General features: G+C 59.5%; 18 protein-coding genes and 3 pseudogenes. 15 read left to right on the top strand and 6 right to left on the bottom strand.

The genetic code is table 11. The features are described from left to right. Positions 1-462 precede the first annotated feature (462 nt). Positions 463-753 (top strand): transporter, encoded by a 291-nt coding sequence (locus HMPREF2886_RS10265; protein ID WP_003159631.1) that lies wholly within the window; start codon positions 463-465, stop codon positions 751-753. A 74-nt stretch (positions 754-827) separates the two neighbouring features. Here the strand turns inward: HMPREF2886_RS10265 and HMPREF2886_RS10260 are convergent, their stop codons facing one another. After that, entirely contained in the window at positions 828-2,684 is a 1,857-nt protein-coding gene (locus HMPREF2886_RS10260) for a sigma-54-dependent Fis family transcriptional regulator (protein ID WP_031633306.1), read from the bottom strand. A gap of 523 nt (positions 2,685-3,207) precedes the next feature. On the opposite strand from HMPREF2886_RS10260, the gene pchA reads away from it, so the two are divergent. Genes pchA through HMPREF2886_RS10240 form a run of 4 tightly spaced genes read left to right on the top strand, consistent with a single transcriptional unit; the run spans position 3,208 to position 7,355 of the window. Further along, positions 3,208-4,683, top strand: a complete 1,476-nt coding sequence (gene pchA, locus HMPREF2886_RS10255) for a 4-hydroxybenzaldehyde dehydrogenase (protein WP_003159628.1) — start codon at positions 3,208-3,210, stop codon at positions 4,681-4,683. Positions 4,684-4,737: 54 nt separating this feature from the next. Beyond that, entirely contained in the window at positions 4,738-5,073 is a 336-nt protein-coding gene (locus HMPREF2886_RS10250) for a c-type cytochrome (protein ID WP_023102655.1), read from the top strand. A 10-nt stretch (positions 5,074-5,083) separates the two neighbouring features. Continuing rightward, complete coding sequence (locus HMPREF2886_RS10245) at positions 5,084-5,773, top strand: hypothetical protein (RefSeq protein WP_023102656.1); 690 nt, start codon at positions 5,084-5,086, stop codon at positions 5,771-5,773. A 13-nt stretch (positions 5,774-5,786) separates the two neighbouring features. Then, positions 5,787-7,355: an FAD-binding oxidoreductase gene (locus HMPREF2886_RS10240; protein WP_003159625.1), complete on the top strand. Its 1,569-nt coding sequence runs from the start codon at positions 5,787-5,789 to the stop codon at positions 7,353-7,355. Positions 7,356-8,049: 694 nt separating this feature from the next. On the opposite strand, the gene HMPREF2886_RS10235 is transcribed toward HMPREF2886_RS10240, so the two are convergent. Both HMPREF2886_RS10235 and HMPREF2886_RS33140 read right to left on the bottom strand, forming a co-directional pair. Continuing rightward, positions 8,050-8,706 (bottom strand): inovirus Gp2 family protein, encoded by a 657-nt coding sequence (locus HMPREF2886_RS10235; protein WP_023102657.1) that lies wholly within the window; start codon positions 8,704-8,706, stop codon positions 8,050-8,052. Positions 8,707-9,232: 526 nt separating this feature from the next. Then, complete coding sequence (locus HMPREF2886_RS33140) at positions 9,233-9,433, bottom strand: helix-turn-helix transcriptional regulator (RefSeq protein ID WP_031633308.1); 201 nt, start codon at positions 9,431-9,433, stop codon at positions 9,233-9,235. Between the two features lie 322 nt (positions 9,434-9,755). Here HMPREF2886_RS33140 and HMPREF2886_RS33135 point away from each other — a divergent pair, with 322 nt between their 5' ends. The 8 genes and pseudogenes from HMPREF2886_RS33135 (at position 9,756) to HMPREF2886_RS33120 (ending at position 15,813) form a co-directional block, all read left to right on the top strand. Continuing rightward, the gene (locus HMPREF2886_RS33135) at positions 9,756-10,604 is read left to right on the top strand and encodes a hypothetical protein (RefSeq protein WP_023102658.1); all 849 of its coding nucleotides are present in this window, start codon (positions 9,756-9,758) and stop codon (positions 10,602-10,604) included. A gap of 188 nt (positions 10,605-10,792) precedes the next feature. After that, positions 10,793-11,116 carry a hypothetical protein gene (locus tag HMPREF2886_RS33130; protein ID WP_014003959.1) on the top strand — a complete coding sequence of 108 codons (324 nt, stop codon included), beginning with the start codon at positions 10,793-10,795 and terminating at the stop codon, positions 11,114-11,116. Between the two features lie 111 nt (positions 11,117-11,227). Then, positions 11,228-12,196 carry a DUF932 domain-containing protein gene (locus HMPREF2886_RS10230; protein WP_003159623.1) on the top strand — a complete coding sequence of 323 codons (969 nt, stop codon included), beginning with the start codon at positions 11,228-11,230 and terminating at the stop codon, positions 12,194-12,196. A 783-nt stretch (positions 12,197-12,979) separates the two neighbouring features. After that, positions 12,980-13,618, top strand: a complete 639-nt coding sequence (locus HMPREF2886_RS10225) for a hypothetical protein (RefSeq protein ID WP_003163192.1) — start codon at positions 12,980-12,982, stop codon at positions 13,616-13,618. A 242-nt stretch (positions 13,619-13,860) separates the two neighbouring features. Beyond that, positions 13,861-14,196, top strand: coding sequence for a TM2 domain-containing protein (locus HMPREF2886_RS10220; RefSeq protein ID WP_003140884.1), 336 nt, complete (start codon positions 13,861-13,863; stop codon positions 14,194-14,196). A 173-nt stretch (positions 14,197-14,369) separates the two neighbouring features. Then, a pseudogene (locus HMPREF2886_RS10215) lies at positions 14,370-14,876 on the top strand (PAAR domain-containing protein); the annotation flags it as partial. 76 nt (positions 14,877-14,952) lie between these two features. Further along, a pseudogene (locus tag HMPREF2886_RS35295) lies at positions 14,953-15,268 on the top strand (VRR-NUC domain-containing protein); the annotation flags it as partial. 128 nt (positions 15,269-15,396) lie between these two features. Further along, positions 15,397-15,813: an NUDIX hydrolase gene (locus HMPREF2886_RS33120; RefSeq protein ID WP_083318535.1), complete on the top strand. Its 417-nt coding sequence runs from the start codon at positions 15,397-15,399 to the stop codon at positions 15,811-15,813. A 3-nt stretch (positions 15,814-15,816) separates the two neighbouring features. Here the strand turns inward: HMPREF2886_RS33120 and HMPREF2886_RS34970 are convergent. Next, positions 15,817-16,064, bottom strand: a pseudogene (locus HMPREF2886_RS34970) (integrase core domain-containing protein); the annotation flags it as partial. 242 nt (positions 16,065-16,306) lie between these two features. Between HMPREF2886_RS34970 and HMPREF2886_RS10210 the strand changes: the two are divergent. Further along, the gene (locus HMPREF2886_RS10210) at positions 16,307-16,579 is read left to right on the top strand and encodes a hypothetical protein (protein WP_033972598.1); all 273 of its coding nucleotides are present in this window, start codon (positions 16,307-16,309) and stop codon (positions 16,577-16,579) included. 30 nt (positions 16,580-16,609) lie between these two features. Here HMPREF2886_RS10210 and HMPREF2886_RS10205 read toward each other — a convergent pair whose 3' ends face one another. After that, the gene (locus HMPREF2886_RS10205; RefSeq protein WP_003116492.1) at positions 16,610-17,035 is read right to left on the bottom strand and encodes a VOC family protein; all 426 of its coding nucleotides are present in this window, start codon (positions 17,033-17,035) and stop codon (positions 16,610-16,612) included. A 100-nt stretch (positions 17,036-17,135) separates the two neighbouring features. Between HMPREF2886_RS10205 and HMPREF2886_RS10200 the strand changes: the two genes are divergently transcribed. Then, positions 17,136-18,020: a LysR family transcriptional regulator gene (locus tag HMPREF2886_RS10200; RefSeq protein WP_003111828.1), complete on the top strand. Its 885-nt coding sequence runs from the start codon at positions 17,136-17,138 to the stop codon at positions 18,018-18,020. Here the strand turns inward: HMPREF2886_RS10200 and HMPREF2886_RS10195 are convergent. Beyond that, complete coding sequence (locus HMPREF2886_RS10195; protein WP_003085661.1) at positions 17,993-18,946, bottom strand: LysR family transcriptional regulator; 954 nt, start codon at positions 18,944-18,946, stop codon at positions 17,993-17,995. The genes HMPREF2886_RS10200 and HMPREF2886_RS10195 overlap by 28 nt on opposite strands. Positions 18,947-19,122 lie beyond the last annotated feature (176 nt).

Genomic DNA, 19,122 nt, shown 5'->3' with positions numbered 1-19,122 from the left:
CGCCATAACGAAAATGTCTCCTCTATCCCAAGCTGATGGAAGCACTAGTCCGCCTTGCCGCTCTGGTCGAAATGAGCATCACGGCCACGGAGTCCCACCCTGCGTGCTTCGTTTTTCTGAATTACCACCGCAATAGAGTCAAAATCATCTATTGAGAGCGCAACAACCTCTGCCTTTGGCTCAAGCGCCTCAAAGCCGAGCGTTTAAAACTTCACCAGACACCATCGACGAAGCCATCATTTTGACCGTTCATTGACTGGGCTGACAGATTACTCCTGCTTTTTTCTAGAAAAACGGCTAAAAGAAGGTGATATTCCAACGAGAAAATGCACTTTTGATAAAGTCGTCCGCTTATCGGACAGTGCCCCCCTCCACCTGCTCCGACTCCGCCTATGCATCATGAAAATCAGCCCTTCGAACATCCCCGTTTTCAAGCTGTGTGGCGAAGATCTGGACTGGCCGATGGGCATCGAACTCTACGGCATGGGCGTACTGCCACCACCCGGTACCTATGGGCAGGTATTCGTCGGCAACTGGGGCCTGGACAACGGCTGGGTGGTGGGTGTAGGTGGCCATGCCTACAAGCAGATCAGCGACGGCAAGCAGGACGGCCACCTGGTCGGCGACAGCAACCGCGGGAGCACCTTCTCCATCGGTCCGGCCGTGCAGTACGCTAGCAAGGACGGCTGGCTCCTCAGTGCCAAATGGCAGGACGAATCCGGCGTGCGCAATCCCCCTGAAGGCCAAACCTAGTGGCTGAAGTTCACCGTACCGCTGTAATCCGCTCGGCAGACCCGCCACGGGAGTGTGGCGGGCCTCCTCCGGGTTCAGCGCCCCTTGAGGCGGTAGCTGACCTGGGCGCGGCTCATGCCGAGCATCTGCGCGGCTGCCGTGATGTTGCCGCCGGAGCGTTCCAGCGCAAGCTGCACCAGGCGCTGTTCGATATCCTCGAGAGAGGTGCTCAGTGCCTGTTCGCGCCCACTGACGAAGGCCATCAGGCTAGCCAGCTCCGGCTCACCGGCAGCCGCGGGAGCAGCCATGCCGGACTCGACATCCCGCGCCGCAGAAGCGCTGCCCTGCCACCCGGACATCTCCGACGGGGAGCTCAGGCGCCCCTCCGCAGTCAGGCCAACCGGCATGGAAACCGGCGACGCACCACCTTCGGCCAGATGGTTGACGTCCATCACCTCGCCATCGCCCGCGGCAATCACGCCTCGCTCGATGAGGTTCTGCAGCTCGCGGATATTGCCGGAGAAGCGATAAGTCAGCAGGGAGTTCACCAGCCGCGTGCTGAACCCTGCCAGGCGGCGCCCGTGGCGGGCGCTGAACTTGCGCAGGAAGTAGCTCATCAACAGCGGGATGTCCTCCCGGCGCTCGCGCAGCGGTGGCAGGTGGATTGGGAAGACATTCAGCCGATAAAACAGGTCTTCGCGAAAACGCCCGGACTCGACCTCGCGGCGCAGGTCCAGGTTGGTCGCCGCCACCACGCGTACGTCCACGCGGATCGGCGTGGCGCCACCGACGCGCTCGATCTCGCCCTCCTGCAGAGCGCGGAGGATCTTGCTCTGGGCGCCGAGGCTGAGCATCGCGATCTCGTCGAGGAACAGGGTGCCGCCATTGGCCCGCTCGAAGCGTCCGGGGCGCGAACGCTCGGCCCCGGTAAAGGCACCGCGCTCGACGCCGAACAGCTCCGCCTCGACAAGGTTCTCCGGCAGGGTCGCGCAGTTCAGGGCCACCAGCGGCGCCTCCCGGCGCGTGCTGGCCTGGTGCAGGGTGCGGGCGAACAGTTCTTTGCCAACCCCGGACTCGCCGGTGAGCAACACAGTCGCCTGGGTGGACGCCACACGCTGCAGCAGCTGGCTGGCCGCGACGAAGGCGGCGGATACGCCAACCATCTGGTTGCCCTCGGGGGCCTCCTGAAGCGCAGCCACCGCTGTCTCGTTAGCCGAGGCATAGGTACTGCGACCAAGAAAACCTTCGGCATCCAGGTGGGCCAACTCGGCATCGATGTCGTCCCACTGCTCAATCGGCTTGCCGACGATGCGGCACGCGTGGTGGCCAGTTGCGCGGCACTCCAGCTCGCGAAAGACCACCAGCCGGCCGAGAAGCGACGAGGCATAACCGCTGGCATAGCCGATTTCCATCCAACAGGCCGGCTCGTTACCCAGGCCATAGGTGGCGATGTGCTCATCATCCTCCAGCGAGTTGTGCCAGAGGAATTCTGAATAGAAATGGCCGATGCTGGAGTCGATCTCGAAGCGCACCACCTCGACATTCACCATGCCTTCGAGCATATGCAGGCGCGGACCGGCGCTGTACAGGCTGGCGTGGTCGCCCTCTGGCCACTGCTCGCTGACCTGAGCGGCATCACGGGCGCCGGCCTGCCAGCCGATACGAGTTAGCAGCCCGCGCGCCTTGTCGAAGCCCAGCGCCTCGACCAGTTCACGGCGGATGGCGCCGAATGCGGAGCCCTGCAGCAGCATCACCCGCTGACCGCACAGCCAGATGGTCCCGTCCTGAGGGGCGAAGGCAACGGTTTCAGCCAGTTGCTCGGCCGTCGGCAGCCCCTTGGGATCGAACTGATTGGCGCGATCCACGATCAGGCTCTTTTGCCGGCCGAGAATGTGCCTGAGGAAGTCTCCCTCCATCGATCGTCCGTATTTACCCGGGATTGTATTGGTCATAGGCAGGGGAAAAGAAAGGCAGGTTGAGATGCACAGCAGTATGACGCCCCACCCTTCGCGGTCAATGCAACCAATGCCGGGGCGCGCTTGCGAGACGGAATTCGTCCGGTAACCGCACTGACTTTCACCCGCGGCCGCCGCTGCAGAGCTTTCCGCGGACCCGCAATTTTCTCTACACAATTTTCCGCAGGCAACTCCCGGAGCGCTTGCTGAGCGGCGCCCAGAATAAAGCTAACCATCTGTTTTTAAAGGAATAATCAATATTTTAGGCACTGGCACGATAGTTGTTATGGGTAGATAACGTGCAACGCCATAACAAGAAACCTGGTGACCTCGACATGACCACTGCCTGCCTTTCGGCCTCTTTCCATCCCCGTGCATATGCCGTGCACCAGTCCCCCGATTTCCCGCCGACGGCCTGCCGTCGACTCCTAGGCCACCTGTGGCGCAACACCCCTGATCCATGACCGTCGCTTGCACCAGTGGTGGTCGCCCCCCCTCGCCCAGCCAAAAGAGGAAAACCATGAGCAGCAACCGCCTTGCCTATGAAAACCTGCAGCTGCAACCGATTGCCGGCCAATGGCGCGCCGGGAGCGCCGGACGCCAGCTTGACGTGTTCGACCCCTATACCCAGGACAGGTTGCTGAGCCTGACCCTGGCCAATCGCGAAGATCTCGATGCGGCCTACCGCAAGGCCCGAGAGTGCCAGAGCGAATGGGCTGCCAGGCCGCCGGCCGAGCGCGCCCGGGTGATGCTCGATGCGGTGAAAATCTTCGACGAGCGTCGTGAAGAGATCATGGGCTGGATCATCCGCGAGTCCGGCAGCACACGCATCAAGGCGCAGATCGAGTGGGGCGCCGCGCGCGCCATCATCCTGGAGTCGGCCAGCCTGCCGAACCGCGTGCACGGCCGCATCGTCGCCTCCAACATCCCGGACAAGGAAAGCCGCGTGTATCGCGTACCGCTGGGGGTGATTGGCGTGATAAGCCCGTGGAACTTCCCGCTGCACCTGACCGCCCGTTCCCTGGCCCCCGCCCTGGCCCTGGGCAACACCGTCGTGGTCAAACCGGCCAGCGACACCCCGGTCACCGGTGGCCTGCTGCTGGCGCGGATCTTCGAAGAAGCCGGGCTGCCGGCGGGAGCGCTCAGCGTGGTGGTCGGCGCCGGTGCGGAAATCGGCGATGCCTTCGTCGAGCACCCCGTTCCGGCCTTCATCTCCTTCACCGGCTCGACCCAAGTCGGCCGCAACATCGGCCGCATCGCCAGCGGCGGCGAGCACCTCAAGCACGTAGCCCTCGAGCTGGGCGGCAACAGTCCCTTCGTGGTCCTGGCCGATGCCGATGTGGAACAGGCGGTGAACGCCGCCGTGGTCGGCAAGTTCCTGCACCAGGGGCAGATCTGCATGGCGATCAACCGCATCATCATCGAGCAGCCGCTGCTGGAAGAGTTCAGTCGCCGCTTCGTCGAACGCGTCAGGGCCCTCCCCTACGGCGACCCGCGCCAGCCGGAAACCGTGGTCGGCCCGGTGATCAATGCCAGGCAGCTGGCCGGCCTGCAGCAGAAGATCGCCACCGCCTGTGCCGAGGGCGCCAGGCTGCTGCTCGGCGGTGAGGTGCAGGGCAACGTGATGCCGCCACATGTGTTCGGCGACGTCACCGCGGACATGGAGATAGCCCGCGAAGAGATCTTCGGCCCGCTAGTCGGCATCCAGTCCGCGCGCAATGCCGAGCATGCGCTCGAGCTGGCCAACAGCAGCGAATACGGCCTGTCCAGCGCCGTGTTCACCTCCAGCCTGGAGCGCGGCGCGCAGTTCGCCCAGCGCATCCATGCCGGCATGACCCATGTCAACGACATCCCGGTCAACGACGAGCCCAACGCACCGTTCGGCGGCGAGAAGAACTCCGGGCTCGGCCGCTTCAACGGTGACTGGGCGATCGAGGAGTTCACCACTGACCACTGGATCACCCTGCAGCACGCGCCACGGGCATACCCGTTCTGACCTACAAACGGCTTCCGATCAACCCGCACAGCCAATAAGAGAATGGAGTACGAAATGTCCACACTCCCCCACAGCCCAGTTGTGAAACGGGCCCTTGCGGCCTGCCTTGCCCTGCCTTCCGTCCTGCTTGCCGGTCATGCCAGTGCCGATGGCGACGGGGTCTGGAAAAGCGGCGAGAACGTCTACGCAAAAGTCTGCGGTCACTGCCACGAACACAGCGTGGGACCGGTGATCAAGGGTCGCGAGCTGCCACCGGAGTACATCAGCGCAGTGGTGCGCAACGGTTTCCGCGCCATGCCCGCGTTTCCCGCCAGCTTCATCGATGACAACGCCCTGAAGCAGGTCGGCGAGTACATCGCCAAGTCGCCGGCTCCGGCTGCCAAGCCTTGAGGTGCCGAGGATGAACGTCGAACGTCGCTCTCTGCTCAAGAGCATGGCCCTGGGCGGACTGGCCAGTGCCGCCATGGGCAGCTCTGGCCTGGCCATGGCCAACGCTTTTATCGCTCCTTCGTCACGGCTTCCCGCCACCCTGGTCCTGGTCAACGGCGCCGTGGCCGGTTCCGCATTCCTCCAGGCCATAAACGCCAGCCCCGCGGGCCGGCTTGCCGAGGTGCAGCGCACCGATCTCGGCCTGGACTTCTTATTGGCCCTGGAGCAGCGCCTGAAGAATGGCAAGCCGCCACGCATCATCGGCCTGCTGGATGATGCCAGCGCCGCGCTGGTCATCGACCTGTCCCGCAGCAGCGGCGCCAGGGTGCAGTGGCTCGGCCAGCACACTGCGAGCGCTGCCGGTTCGCAACACCGCCTGCTGAGCAGCGAGGCCGCCCATGGCTGCGCGTTGCAGCTAGGTCTTCAACTGAACGCTTCCGGTGCCGGTTTCAACCTCACGGAGCAACGTCTACTCGGCCATCAACCGCCCCTGCAACTGGCCGCAGGCGCTCGCAATGGCGCCGTTTCCGAGCAGTGGGCGGCCACCCTTGGGCACACCCTGGCCATGCTCGGCTCCGATGCCGGCACACAGCCGCCACTGGCCGTCAGCCGCCGCTCGCCGCTGACCGGCACTTTCGTTTCGTTCTCGATCGAGGCTTGAAGGAGCTAACCAAATGACCGAGCAAAACAACAGTTCCCTGCTCCCGCGCGGCGTGGATGCCGCCAACTTCCAGCAAGCCATCGGCAAGTTCCGCAAACTGCTGGGCGGGGAAAACGTCCTGACCAGGGACGACCAACTGATTCCCTACAACAAGATCATGATGGCGGTGGACAACGCCGAACACGCGCCATCCGCCGTCGTTACCGCCACCAGCGTCGAACAGGTGCAAGGCGTGGTGAAGATCTGCAACGAGCACAGGATTCCCGTGTGGACCATCTCCACCGGACGCAACTTCGGCTACGGCTCGGCGGCGCCCGGCCAGCGCGGCCAGGTAATCCTCGACCTGAAAAAGATGAACAAGATCATCCACGTCGACCCGGATCTGTGCACCGCCTTGGTCGAGCCGGGTGTGACCTACCAGCAGTTGTACGACTATCTGCAGGAGAAGAACCTGCCACTGATGCTGTCGTTCTCGGCGCCATCGGCTATCGCCGGGCCGCTGGGCAACACCATGGACCGTGGCGTGGGCTACACCCCCTATGGCGAGCACTTCCTGATGCAGTGCGGTATGGAAGTGGTACTGGCCAACGGTGATGTGTACCGCACCGGCATGGGCGGCGTGAAAGGCGACAACGCCTGGCAGGTGTTCAAGTGGGGCTACGGCCCGACGCTGGATGGCATGTTCACCCAAGCCAACTACGGCATCTGTACCAAGATGGGTTTCTGGCTGATGCCGAAGCCGCCCGTGTTCAAGCCGTTCGAGATCAAGTTCGAGAACGAGTCCGACATCAGCGAGATCGTCGAATTCATCCGTCCGCTGCGCATCGCCCAGGTCATCCCGAACTCCGTGGTGATCGCTGGCGTGCTGTGGGAGGCCGCGACCTGCAACACCCGTCGCGCGGACTACACCACCGAGCCGGGCGCGACTCCCGAAGCCATCCTCAAGCAGATCCAGAAGGACAAGAATCTCGGCGCCTGGAATGTCTACGCCGCGCTGTACGGCACCGAGGAGCAGGTCGACGTGAACTGGAAGATCGTCACCGGCGCCTTCGAGCAACTGGGCAAGGGCAGGATCGTCACCCAGGAAGAAGCTGGCGATACCCAGCCATTCCGGTATCGCGCTCAGCTGATGTCCGGCGTGCCAAACCTACAGGAGTTCGGCCTGTACAACTGGCGTGGGGGCGGCGGTTCCATGTGGTTCGCCCCGGTGAGCCAGGCCCGCGGCAGCGAGTGCGAAAAGCAGCAGGCACTGGCCAAGAAGGTCATAAACAAGCACGGGCTGGACTACGTCGGTGAGTTCATCGTCGGCTGGCGCGACATGCACCACGTAATCGACGTGCTGTACGACCGCAGCAACCCCGAGGAAACCAAGCGCGCCAATGCATGCTTCGCCGAACTGCTGGACGAGTTCGAGAAGCACGGTTACGCCGTCTACCGCGTCAACACCGCGTTCCAGGAGCGCGTGGCGCAGAGCTACGGCACCGTCAAGCGCAAGGTGGAACACGCCATTAAGCGTGCCTTGGATCCGAACAACATCCTCTCCCCAGGCAAGTCCGGCATCGACCTCGCCAACAAGTTCTGAATGCAGCGAGGCCTCGCCGGTGTGTAACCGGCGAGGCCATTTTAAGCTGATTCAAGAAGGCACATGTCCCGCGCTGTGTGAGGGCCAGGCAGGGCAGCCTCACCCGTATGAATCGGCATATCGTCGTCGTACTTTCGTCCTCAGTGGTACCCGTCGCCGTCGCTCCTCTCCGAATGTCGCTCGCTTCGTTCCAAAGATGCACAGGCCTACCCTGGACATCGTCTGTGCGCCGATCAGACTGGGGCGAACGCGCTTGAGCCCAGCGGCTTGTCCCGCATCTGGCGCCTCGTGCAACCAGATACGGTGGTTTCCGGCAGTGCCATACTGCCATGGCCAGCAAGACAATCAGAACCAGGTAGAAGGCCTGAGTAAGATTGCTGTCGGTGTGGCTGATCAACCAGATCGCAAGCAGAGGCGCGGTGCCGCCGACCACCGTCAGCTTCAGGCGATGCTTCAAGAGGCGCTCGACACTATCCGTCATCCGTCCGCCAGCCCTGACTACAGACGTAGATGTTTCGAATCATCGGCGTAGTGCATGAAACGATGGCTCCTACAAGCTGGTTGCGCTTAAGCTCAACGCGCCATACCTGACGTACAATAAATAGGCTGCTCATTGAGCGGCCTTGAGCACTGGTAGCGAATCACGCCAAACCGCTTACAATTTTGGCCATCTTGGCTCTCAGCAGGAGCGGCATTACCCCCGACTGCATCCAAAGCCATGCTGGCCATTTCCATAGGCTTTGGAAGCGACCTTGCACAGGTAACTGGCACGGTGGAACAGGCCGGACAACGCTCCAGTGTCCCCGCGATCCACTCTGTACGTCGGGTTGTCCGGGATCTCCACCAAACCTGCCACCTGATCGAGCCGCAGCCCCAAGGCACTGGCCCACGCCTCCTGCAAGCGACTGATCATGTTGGCATTAGCAGACTGCAGCTTACCAACCGTGTAGAAGGCATCACGATTGAGCAGAATCAGAACGTGATAATGCGGACGTTGCCTTGTCCCCTCCTCCCTGGCCCACACGTAGCGAACCTTACATCCGTGAGCATAGGAATGCTGCTCACGAGCCTTCAGTCGGTTGTGCTCGATCTTGGCCTTGAACGATTCAATAAATCTGCTGATGACTTGGTTGGTGTATGCGTAATCAGGCAAGTCGATACCGATTGGCAGACGTAAATCGATTCTAAAGGCTAACAGTCTCGGATACTGGCTAAGCGCGTTTTCAACGGTGCGTTTCAATGCAGCCAAATACTCAGTTAAAAACGGCCCCTTGTCGACCATTACTGGAAGACCTTCAAACAGGTCGCCAGTGTGAATATGAAGGTTGGTGTTATCGGGATGACGCAGCATGGTAACCACTCTCTTTGCTAAGACTCATATACTCAGCAAGCGTGGTATTTGTTTACGAGTTACACCCTGCCAACCATCCCTAATTAAACTTCATGCACATCACCCAGCCTGAAGAGAAACACCAGGGAGATGAGTATTTAGGTAGTATGTGAAGCAATGGGTAGATTCTAGGCACCAAGGTATTTGTCAGAGAGTGGATACACTTCTGATAGCCAATACCATTCTAGGCACAGGATAGATACCGATAGCCAGTAGTACGACTAGCCATTCTCACATCAGATGGATATAGATACAGACAGCCATCTGCAGAAGCAAGTATTAGCTGCTCCAACAACATAGCGTATAGTCACTTAGTAAAAGCATACTACCCATACCGAAAACAAAATGACGACACATTACCCGCCAATACTGACCAAACCATTATAAAAACCAAAAAAACACTTCACTCATTCAACTCCGGCAAAAAACCATCATGATCCGATTGATGTCGGATCATGATGGCGACTATGCTCGTCAACGCAAATTATCAGCCAGCCAGGCCTAAAGCTTTATCACGTTCAGCCACCTTAGCGAGAATCCAGTCGTGAACTTCGCTTTCTACCCAGCCGACACATCGATCCCCTAATGCCACCGGAATTGGAAACTGACCTTCTGCGATGTACTTATAGATCGTGGATCGGGAAAGACCAGTAAGATCCATGACCTCTTTCAGGCGGATTATCCTCATGAACGTAGCTCCTGTATTCGTCCAGAGGATTGGCAAGGCCAGTAAAATTTGACGGACGACGAACCCACCCCACACCTTGTCGGCACGCCGCCCTCTCGACATCCGTCCATTGCCTCCTGCCCTCAGCACCCTTCTGGGGGATCATGTTCGTCTCAGAGGACTTGCCATTTTCAAACGAAAATAGCCACAAACACACCTACAGACCCAGTGAAAACGTGTACCTAAGATAATTTTGTACTACTAGAGTACACCTAGATTGACTCAATAATCACGATAGGGTAAATCTAGCTTCACCCTTGAGTTTGCATAGAGTGATCCTAGCATGGCGATACGTTACAACGATGAGTTAAGCCAGGTTCTCGGCGATTCCGAGTACAGCGAGCGCCATGACATATGGCTTTGGTACACACTCGTTTTCTTCGAACAAAGTTTCAATAAAGAAGCACTCCCAGGCTATGGAATGCGAGACAAGATGGCTCGATACCTCCAAGCAAACAAATGGAAGGTCGATCCACTATTGCAAAGAAGACGAGAGCAACTCATCTCCAAAAAACACTTAGAGTGGATTACGAACGAACGTCGACTAGTGGAATGGCTAACAAAAGAAATTCAAAATTCAACCAAACACAGCCAACTTAACTTCCCATTCAATCTTTCTGGAAGGGATCTCCCTATAGCAATACTTGACGTCTGGGAACGAGACCTTACCGAAAAGACATCTCTAATCAAAAATCTGGAGCAGCGGTGGCGCGAGCACAAAGCCCACGACAAAAAATACTCATGGTTTAAAGACGACAATCAAAAATGCTCACTCGCTTACGAGTGGCTACAAAAAAACACATACCTCTCCATTTTCCGCACGCCCATCGAAACATATGAGGATCTACTGATCTTTTTCGACAACGCGAACCACACCCGCGAACAAGAAGAACTTTATATTGGGAAAATTAAAAAACTATGGAACCAAAGAAAATACAGAAACACCCTAAAGGGAAAATCACAGTACAACTTCGTCCTTTCAGACAAGACCATAGAAATGCTAGACAGAATTTCAGAACAGCACGAAATCAGTCGAGCACGAGCACTAGAAATACTCGTAGAGATAGAGGCTAAAAAAGGCTTATACATTTCTGAAAAGCTGCAAAACTCTAAACTGCTTCGCAACACTTAGTCCAAACCAGGCATAACGACCGAAACATACCAACGCCAAGTCTATCAATGCTAAGAAGGCAACCACTCCCAGCCAAAACCACCAGCAAATTAGATTCAAATAATTTTCAAACCTATATCATTAATTTGAAGACCTAGCAGTAGGCCTTCTCCCGCGGTTAAATCAGCCTGATATAGGAAATTTCTCTCATGAACTGTCCCGTATGTAGTTCTGCACGCATTGCAACGAAGGATCTCGGCAAAAAGGCCGGTGGTGTCATCGGATCGATTGGTGGTGCCGCCAGTGGCGTGTCCAGCGTACTAGCAGGTGCCGAGGCTGGCGCGACTGTCGGTGCTTTTGCCGGCCCTGTTGGCATTGCCCTGGGCGGTATTACCGGAGCCATCTTCGGAGGGCTCGTAGGTGGCGCCACCGGAGCGGTAGCTGGTGCAGCGATTGGCTCTCAAATCGATGAGAGAGTGTTGAACAATTACCAGTGCCTGGAATGCGGGCACGAGTTCAGCCTCTACGACTGACGCCGCGCGATCCCTATTCCGCTTATCCGCCACCTTTCCACTCCCTATTTCTGCCGGTGCTGTGCGATGCGCAGCGCTTTATGCCGGCTATTGCTCAAAGGAATATCTCCCATGGCTCATCAAATCGAACAAATGGCTTATGTTGGGACTACCCCCTGGCACGGCCTGGGCAACAATCTGCCGCGTAAACAATCCATTGAAGTCTGGCAGCGCGAAGCCGGTATGAACTGGCAAATCTTGGAAAGCCCTGTGCACTTCAAGTCGGATGCCGTCGGCCATCTGGGTGCCATCCACTCCTTCCCTGAACAGAAGGTCCTCTTCCGCTCAGACACCAAGGCACCGTTGTCGGTGGTTTCCCAGCGCTATCACACGGTACAACCTCGGGAGGTCTTGGAATTCTACCGCGACCTGACCGAGGTCTCCGGCTACGAGCTGGAAACAGCCGGCGTGCTCAAGGGCGGTCGTAAGTTCTGGGCGCTGGCGCGTACCGGACAAGGGTCTGCCCTCAAGGGCAACGACCAGGTCAACGGTTACCTGCTGTTGGCCACGTCCTGCGACGGTACATTGGCCACGACGGCAACGCCGACCACTGTGCGCGTGGTGTGCAACAACACCCTCACTGTCGCTTTGGACGGTACTACTCGTGCGATCAAGGTGCCGCACAACACCCGCTTTGATCCGAAGGCGGTAAAGAAGCAACTCGGCATCGCCGTCTCGCAATGGGACGACTTCATGTATCGCATGCGTGCTCTGGCCGAACGCAAAGTGCAGTGGCATGAGGCCTTGGGGTTTTTCATGAACGTGATGTGCGAAACCTCACCGACCGGCAACTTGCCAGAAGTTCTGCCGAATGAGCGCGCCTTGCGCAAAGTGCAGGAGCTGTACGAAGGACGTGGACGAGGCAGCCAATTGTACTCAGCTCGCGGCACTGCTTGGGGCCTGCTCAACGCGGTGACCGAATATGTCGACCATGAACGTCGCGCACGTAGCAACGAGTACCGGCTAGACTCGGCCTGGTTCGGGCAGGGAGCGCAGATCAAGCAACGAGCCCTGGATACCGCCCTGCAATTGGTCGTTTGACCAATTGCATCTTACACCCGGTCAGTCATCTCAACGCTGACCGGGCGATTTTATGTCTGTAAGATGAAAGCTATACAGCACACCAATATGGAATAGCTGCTGCGGTGACTCTTCCGACCTAATCTGGCATGCCCCTGTCAACTCCTGAAGACAAAGCTCGGGCAGCGATGTCCCTTCCACTCGGCCCAGGACCCCGACCTCAGACTTTTCAAAGCGGTATTCCAAAAGGTATTCCACGGAAAAATCAAACCGAGATTTTTCCTTTATTTTCAAATTGATATGAATTCGTTTCAGATTACCCCGGCCCACCAAACGCAAACGATAAGCCCCTGATTTTCCTAGTGAATTTCAGGGGCTTTTTCTTTGCCCAGTTCCTTGCCTGCTCCTCCAGCGCCGGGCCTTTCCTGTTGCCGGCTCGCCTTGCTGCTCCCTCCCCTACCGTGACCGGCACCCGGCGAGCTTCGCCAGCCCGCCCTTTTGGCTGCGGACGCGCGGAATGATATTTCCCGAATCTGTTAATGAGACCGTTCGATTCCGCCGCCAACAAGGCTCTGGAACGCTGGCAGGAAAACATTCATGGATTCACGTTCGAAACTCCCCGTCCAAGAAAACGAGCCTCCGAGAAACCGACGCATACTTTTCGTCAAGCACAGAAAAAAAATTTGAGCTAGACACTCACTACCAGGGTAAGCAGGCGTCTTATATCCCTGGAAAGCGAAACCTAAAACAGAGATTCCAAATCACGATAAACCGGCCTCCACAGACGCTCGAAGGACAAGAAAAATGAAAAAGGAACCGAAAGGAGCAAAAAACAGGATAGTCATCGCCAAAGATGAGAAGAACGTTCTGACCTGCACCAGCGAAGGGTTCGAATATACGCCAGACATCGTCAAGAACGTCTACGGAAAGAGCAGCCGACCCGCACTGGAAGACTGGTTCCTGACGGAACTTGATTTCTTTCGCAGGTATTACCCGGGATACGAGGTTTTCACCCTCGGCTCCAGTTGTGTCTTCGGCGAAAAGTTCGTGAACTACCTGACCATCTGCGAATTCGACATAGACAGTACCTACGCCTTCGACTGTCTCAAGAAGGCCCTGAGGGAGTCCGACCAGGCCATTAGGCGGAAACTCTCCGCCATGTGGAAATGGGACATAGCCGCCAGGAAGGACTGGAGCATCGTCTTCATGGTTGGGCACATGGACTTCGCCTACTTCCTCCAGCACAGGAAGGAGTTCCAGGGGGATGCCCATAAGCGCTTCATGAGTACATTCACCACGGCGGAGACGAAAATCACCTCTCGCGACTACAAGGTCATGCATGACGGCGCGATCCTGCCCTTCGACGAAACGGCCCTGTCGCCGGAAGACAGGTTCATTTTCGAGAACTATCAAAAGATAAAGTTCGAAACCACGCCACTATGAAGTTAACGGACAAAAGCGAAAGGCGCCCGGCCGGACGCCTTTCGCCAATAAACTCCAGCCACTCGCCAGTTTGTTTTAAGCACTTCTACGAAGTCCAGGAATTCCGACTCCTGGCCGACTCTTCCAGAGCCCCGCAATAAAACTACAAATCAAAAACATCCTCAGACTGGACGCTTGAAAAAACACCGTTGGCAACGTTTCAATTCCCACCATGTCTTCCGCATGGATCAGTGGGAAAACTCATGTCACTACAGTCTGAAATGCTCGTGGAGCAGAAAGTTTCCAACGCCCAGAAATCCACCGGCACCGCCTATCTTCTGTGGTTCTTCCTGGGCGGTTTCGGCGCACACCGCTTCTACCTGGGGAAAACCGGCACGGCGGTTACCCAACTGATCATCACGCTGATCGGTTGTTTCACCCTGTTCCCCCTGATCATTACCGGCATCTGGTGGATCGTCGATGCCTTCCTGATTCCCGGCATCATCCAGGGCCATACGGAGCAGACCCGCCGCGACGCCCGGCTGGAAGTTGCTGCGCTGCAGGTAGCCGGCGCTTCCGCGTCGCACCCTCAAGACTGACCGGCGCACCTCGCTACGGTCCTCGGCGGGCCGGAGAAGAAATCAATGCCGGGAGGTGGGACAAGGAGAAGTCCCCTTCTGCGTTTCTTCCGCTGGCGATAGGTGCCGACTCGTTCAATCCCGAATTGGCCGCCAGAGCGGCCAGCACATCTCACTGATGCAAGGACCCGCACATGAGTGGAAAACCCGCCGCCCGCGTCACCGATCCAACGACCTGCCCAGTGCCAGGGCATGGCAGCAACCCCATCGTCCAGGGCTCTCCCGACGTCGTTTTCGACGGCCTGCCGGCAGCACGGCAAGGCGACACCTCAGCCTGCGGAAGCCCGATGATCTCAGCCGTTTCGTCGACGGTACTCATCAACGGCCTACCGGCGGTGACGCTGGGTAGTATCGGGGCGCACGGCAACGTGGTGATCGGCGGCTCGGGGACGGTACTCATCGGCGACGTCTTCACGCCCGCCCCGCGCGCTCCCGCCCTTCCCCTTAACCGCAACAGCGTGCCCTGTTCCGGGCGCTTCCAGCTCATCGACCACGAAACGGGCAAGCCCGCCGCCGGACGCCGGGTCAGGGTCTGGTCGAGTGGCGGCTGGAATGCGTTCGACACCACGGATGCCGACGGCATGACCTCCTGGATCGAGCGCCCCACCTCGGAGACCCTCTATATCGACCTGCTGCAGAGGGCGACGCACGAGCGACCAGCCCAGCCTGTCCCGGGGCGGCATGAGCCCCTAAGGCAGGACCACCCCCGCCGGCACCCTGGAACCCAGGCTCGATCCGCAGGACAAGAAGGTGCTGTGCTCGGCGGTCTGCCATTGCAGCAGCACGCCCAACCTCAGCCAGGATGGCAAAAGCCTCAAGCAGGTGTGCGTGGCACAGCGGCCCAGGGAAAGGAATGATTCGCAGGCCCGACGTGATAATCGTTCAGAATCCCAACAGGCCGCCAACCCAGGACAATATCAAACAGGTGGTGGAGATGAAATTTCCGCCTGATCCACGCAATACAAAACAAACGGAAGCCTGCAAGAAGATTGCTGGCAGCGAAAATAAGGTCGTAGCTATGCAAGCTACAGATGGGTACTACCCCGTTAACACGGACACGGACACCTTGCGAATCTTTCGCTCCCTCTGGTTTCGATAGTGGATTGCTTCGCTTATGTTTCTCGACTCACGTGTAAAGATGATCGAAACAGGTGTGATGGCATGGAAGCAGATAAATCTTGTCCTGTAGTCCTGCGAGGCCGCGAAACGCTGGAAATCTTAGCGTTCGAGCATCCATTAGCAGGCTTGCAGTTGGTCAAAGGCAGCGTTGAACCAGGAGAGCCAACCGACCTGGCTGCAATCCGAGAACTCAAAGAAGAAGCAGGGATTCAGTCGACAGTTAAGCGAAATTTGGGGGAGTGGCGCTCCATCGTAACTGGGCACAAATGGACATTTCATGAATGTCATGTTGCACAAGTCCTTCCAGATACCTGGGTGCATTTTGCAGAAGATGATGGAGGACATGAATTCACATTTTTCTGGCATCCCCTCATGAGTGAGCCCTCTGAAAAATGGCATCAGGTTTTCAAGGATGCTTTGAGCTTTCTTCGGAAGACGCTCGCTGAAACCCAAGTGTAGTGGTCAACGATTCCCGGACACAGAATTGAGTTTTTCTTCCGCAACAGCCGGCGCCACGAAACCGTTGTGCTGATGCGGCCTGTCCAGTTGCAGCGTTGCATGAGATAGCGGCCTATGTCCTGTTCGGCCAACGCTGTCGTCATGTAACCCACCGCCGGCACCCACTCCGTTTTCAAACTACGAAACAGCCTCTCCATTGGTGCATTGTCGTGGCAGTTTCCCCGTCGGCTCATGCTTTGGGTCATCCGAAATCCCTGTTCCGCCATCAAGCCTCTGACTTTGAAGGGCCCAAGGGTTCTACGCGGTGCGATGGTGGTTCCGCTCGGACAAGGCGCCGCCCCGGCAAGGCGCGAAACGCTTCACAGAATTCCGAACAGTAGGCAAAAGAGCCCCATCGCCAACACGCAATCGACTTGAATGGCCGCTTCGATTCCTCGTCATGCGGGGATGCCGTGCCCGGCTCCAGCGCATCGCCACCCACACCGGAAACCCCATGCCCTACCGCGTTCTCCTGCTCATCCTGGCCCTGACGCCCGCCCTCGCCTCCTCCGCCACCCTGGACGAACGCCTGGGCGACCTTGAACACGCCTTCAAGCCCGACCTCGACGGAACGGAAAGCGCAAAGCCGGCCAGCCCGCCGCCGGAGCGGTTCAAGCTGGCGCCGCTGGGCAGCGTGGTGCGCAAGAAAGAATGCGCGACGTCGAGCCTGCCGGACGAGCAGTCCAGCTGCGCGGCGCTGGAGTTCTGCACGGACTGCGCACAATGAGCGCAGCCTCCAGGCGGAGCGCCGGCAATCTCACTTGGCGAACAACTGGTCCATGTCGCGGAAGCTCTTGAACTCCAGCGCGTTGCCGCAGGGGTCGAAGAGAAACAGCGTGGCCTGCTCGCCGACCTGGCCCTTGAAGCGGATGTAGGGCTCGATCACGAAGCGGGTGCCGCGCTGCTTCAGGCGTTCGGCCAGGGCGTGCCAGTCGTCCCAGGCGAGGACCACGCCGAAATGCGGCACCGGCACGTCGTGGCCGTCCACCGGGTTGCTGCCGGCGTGGCGCTGGGAGTCGGTCTGCGGGTGTTGGTGGATGACCAACTGGTGGCCGAAGAAGTCGAAGTCGACCCAGTGCTCGGCGGAGCGACCTTCGCTCAGGCCGAAGACTTCGCCATAAAAGCGCCGGGCGGCCGGCAGGTCGTGGACGGGGATGGCGAGGTGGAAGGGCATCAGGCTCATGGCGCGGTTCCTCTGTGGGTGTGCCGGGATTATTTGCCGTTCCGATTTCGATGGAAAGCGCATAATATTTCGCCTGAGCAACACTTTTTTCGAGGCTTGGATGATCCGCGAACTTCGCACCCTGGTCGCCGTGGCGCGCCGGGGCTCCTTCGCCGCGGCGGGGGAACAGGTGGGGCTGACGCAGTCGGCGGTGAGTGCGCAGATCCGCGCGCTGGAACGCAGCGTCGGCGTCGAGTTGTTCCAGCGCACGCCGCGCGCGGCGCACCTGAACGAGGCCGGGCGGCAGGCGGTGCGTACGGCCGAGCAGATCCTCGCGCTGTTCGACGGCATCGGCCAGGGCGACAGCCCGCGCGGACGCCTGCGCATCGGTGCGGTGAACACGGCGCAGACCGGGCTGCTGCCGGAGGTGCTCAAGCGCCTCGCCGAACAGGCGCCGCACATCGAGCCGCAGGTGGTGCCGGGCGTCTCGCTGCACCTGCTGGACCAGGTGGACGCCGCCGAACTGGACCTGGCGATCCTCATCCGCCCGCCGTTCAACCTGCCGCGCGGGCTCTCCGCGCAACGGGTCGAGCGCCAGCCGTTCGTGCTGATCGCGCCGCCGCAATGCACCGCGACGGATGCGCTGGAATTGCTGCGCACGCAACCGTTCATCCGCTACGACCATGTGTCCTTCGGCGGTCGCCTGGTGGGCGATTTCCTCGAGGCGCAACAGCTCAGGCCACGCCAGGTGATGGAGCTGGACGAGATCGACGCGATCGCGCGGATGGTGGAGAACGGTCTCGGCGTGGCGCTGCTGCCCCGGGCTGGGCTGTGGCTACGCGAGCCGGCGCGGGTACGGGTGATCGAACTGGGCGCGCTGGAATTCCAGCGCGAGCTGGTGATGGTCAGCCGCAGCGGTTCGGCGCAGGACGACCTGGTCGGTGAGTTCCGCCGCGCCCTGCTCGCCGAGACGGCGGCTCAGGAGGCCGCGCCGACCACCGCGTAGCGCGGCGCCGGGCGCGCCAGCTCGCCGAGGAAGGTCCACAGGCGTTCGGCCTCGCCGGGTAACGGCAGGCGGCGACGGATCAGGGTGTAGCGCAGCGGCACGTCGAAGCGCTGGCCGCCGGCGCGCACCAGGCGACGGCTGGCGAGGTCCTCGCGGACCAGGGTATGCGGCAGCCAGGCGACGCCCAGGCGCGACTGGGCGAAGAAGCGCAGCCCCTCGGTCTGGCTGGAGCTGTGATGGCGCTGGAGGAACAGGCCGCTGTCGCGCAGCAGCGGTTCCAGAGCCCAGCCCAGGTGGCATTCCTCGGAGTAGCCGAGGAACGACAGCGCTTCGGTCTGCAGGCGGTCGAGGTTGAACAGCGGCTGGCCGGCGGCGTCCGGCGCGCAGACCGCCACCAGTTGTTCGTGGCCAAGCTCCAGGCGCTGGAACTCGGCTTCGCTATCGATGCCCAGGCGGCGCGACACCGCCTCGCCTTCGTCGAGCAACGCCACCACGTAGTCCACCGAGCCGTCGCGCAAGCGCGACAGGCATTGCGGCAGGTAATCGCAGTCGACGCTGAACTTGGCGCTGCGGAAGTCCGCCTGCAGGCGCGGAATCCAGTGCGGGAAGAACACCGAGGAGAGGATGTGCGGGGCGCAGAAACGGATGCGCCGCTGGGCGTCTTCGTCGCGCTCGCGGATCGACTGGCGCAGGTTGTCCAGGGCACGCACCGCGTCCTGCGCCACGCCTTGCAGCTGGCGGCCGGCCTCGGTCAGTTCGAGGGCGTGCTTGTGGCGCTCGAAGACCGGCGCGCCGAGCCACTGTTCCAGGGTCTGGATACGCCGGCTCAACCCGGACACGGAGACATGGCACTCCTGCGCCGCACGGCTGAAGCTCTTGATCCGACAGAGGACGAGGAAGTCCTTGAGCATCACCAGGTCGATCATCGTTGCGCGTTCCTCAACGGTCGGGCGTTTTCAGTCTACTTCGCGCGGCGGTGCCTGTTGCAAGGCTAAAGTTCGGTTTGTTTTGCCGATTTGGCAAGCAACTCGTCGACTCCCGCAAAACAGACCGGGAAAACCGGCCCACAGTAGTGAGGTCGCGCTTTTCCAGCCATCGACCC

The sequence above is a fragment of the Pseudomonas sp. HMSC066A08 genome, assembly GCF_001813025.1.
Lineage (GTDB): Bacteria > Pseudomonadota > Gammaproteobacteria > Pseudomonadales > Pseudomonadaceae > Pseudomonas > Pseudomonas aeruginosa.
This window is presented reverse-complemented; position numbering and strand designations above follow the sequence as displayed.

What these genes read in the sequence shown, in the direction of transcription:
- HMPREF2886_RS10265 (WP_003159631.1), top strand. Translation starts at nt 463, where the DNA reads ATGGGCATCGAACTCTACGGCATGGGCGTACTGCCACCACCCGGTACC.
- HMPREF2886_RS10260 (WP_031633306.1), bottom strand. Translation starts at nt 2,684, where the DNA reads ATGACCAATACAATCCCGGGTAAATACGGACGATCGATGGAGGGAGAC.
- pchA (WP_003159628.1), top strand. Translation starts at nt 3,208, where the DNA reads ATGAGCAGCAACCGCCTTGCCTATGAAAACCTGCAGCTGCAACCGATT.
- HMPREF2886_RS10250 (WP_023102655.1), top strand. Translation starts at nt 4,738, where the DNA reads ATGTCCACACTCCCCCACAGCCCAGTTGTGAAACGGGCCCTTGCGGCC.
- HMPREF2886_RS10245 (WP_023102656.1), top strand. Translation starts at nt 5,084, where the DNA reads ATGAACGTCGAACGTCGCTCTCTGCTCAAGAGCATGGCCCTGGGCGGA.
- HMPREF2886_RS10240 (WP_003159625.1), top strand. Translation starts at nt 5,787, where the DNA reads ATGACCGAGCAAAACAACAGTTCCCTGCTCCCGCGCGGCGTGGATGCC.
- HMPREF2886_RS10235 (WP_023102657.1), bottom strand. Translation starts at nt 8,706, where the DNA reads ATGCTGCGTCATCCCGATAACACCAACCTTCATATTCACACTGGCGAC.
- HMPREF2886_RS33140 (WP_031633308.1), bottom strand. Translation starts at nt 9,433, where the DNA reads ATGAGGATAATCCGCCTGAAAGAGGTCATGGATCTTACTGGTCTTTCC.
- HMPREF2886_RS33135 (WP_023102658.1), top strand. Translation starts at nt 9,756, where the DNA reads ATGGCGATACGTTACAACGATGAGTTAAGCCAGGTTCTCGGCGATTCC.
- HMPREF2886_RS33130 (WP_014003959.1), top strand. Translation starts at nt 10,793, where the DNA reads ATGAACTGTCCCGTATGTAGTTCTGCACGCATTGCAACGAAGGATCTC.
- HMPREF2886_RS10230 (WP_003159623.1), top strand. Translation starts at nt 11,228, where the DNA reads ATGGCTCATCAAATCGAACAAATGGCTTATGTTGGGACTACCCCCTGG.
- HMPREF2886_RS10225 (WP_003163192.1), top strand. Translation starts at nt 12,980, where the DNA reads ATGAAAAAGGAACCGAAAGGAGCAAAAAACAGGATAGTCATCGCCAAA.
- HMPREF2886_RS10220 (WP_003140884.1), top strand. Translation starts at nt 13,861, where the DNA reads ATGTCACTACAGTCTGAAATGCTCGTGGAGCAGAAAGTTTCCAACGCC.
- HMPREF2886_RS33120 (WP_083318535.1), top strand. Translation starts at nt 15,397, where the DNA reads ATGGAAGCAGATAAATCTTGTCCTGTAGTCCTGCGAGGCCGCGAAACG.
- HMPREF2886_RS10210 (WP_033972598.1), top strand. Translation starts at nt 16,307, where the DNA reads ATGCCCTACCGCGTTCTCCTGCTCATCCTGGCCCTGACGCCCGCCCTC.
- HMPREF2886_RS10205 (WP_003116492.1), bottom strand. Translation starts at nt 17,035, where the DNA reads ATGAGCCTGATGCCCTTCCACCTCGCCATCCCCGTCCACGACCTGCCG.
- HMPREF2886_RS10200 (WP_003111828.1), top strand. Translation starts at nt 17,136, where the DNA reads ATGATCCGCGAACTTCGCACCCTGGTCGCCGTGGCGCGCCGGGGCTCC.
- HMPREF2886_RS10195 (WP_003085661.1), bottom strand. Translation starts at nt 18,946, where the DNA reads ATGATCGACCTGGTGATGCTCAAGGACTTCCTCGTCCTCTGTCGGATC.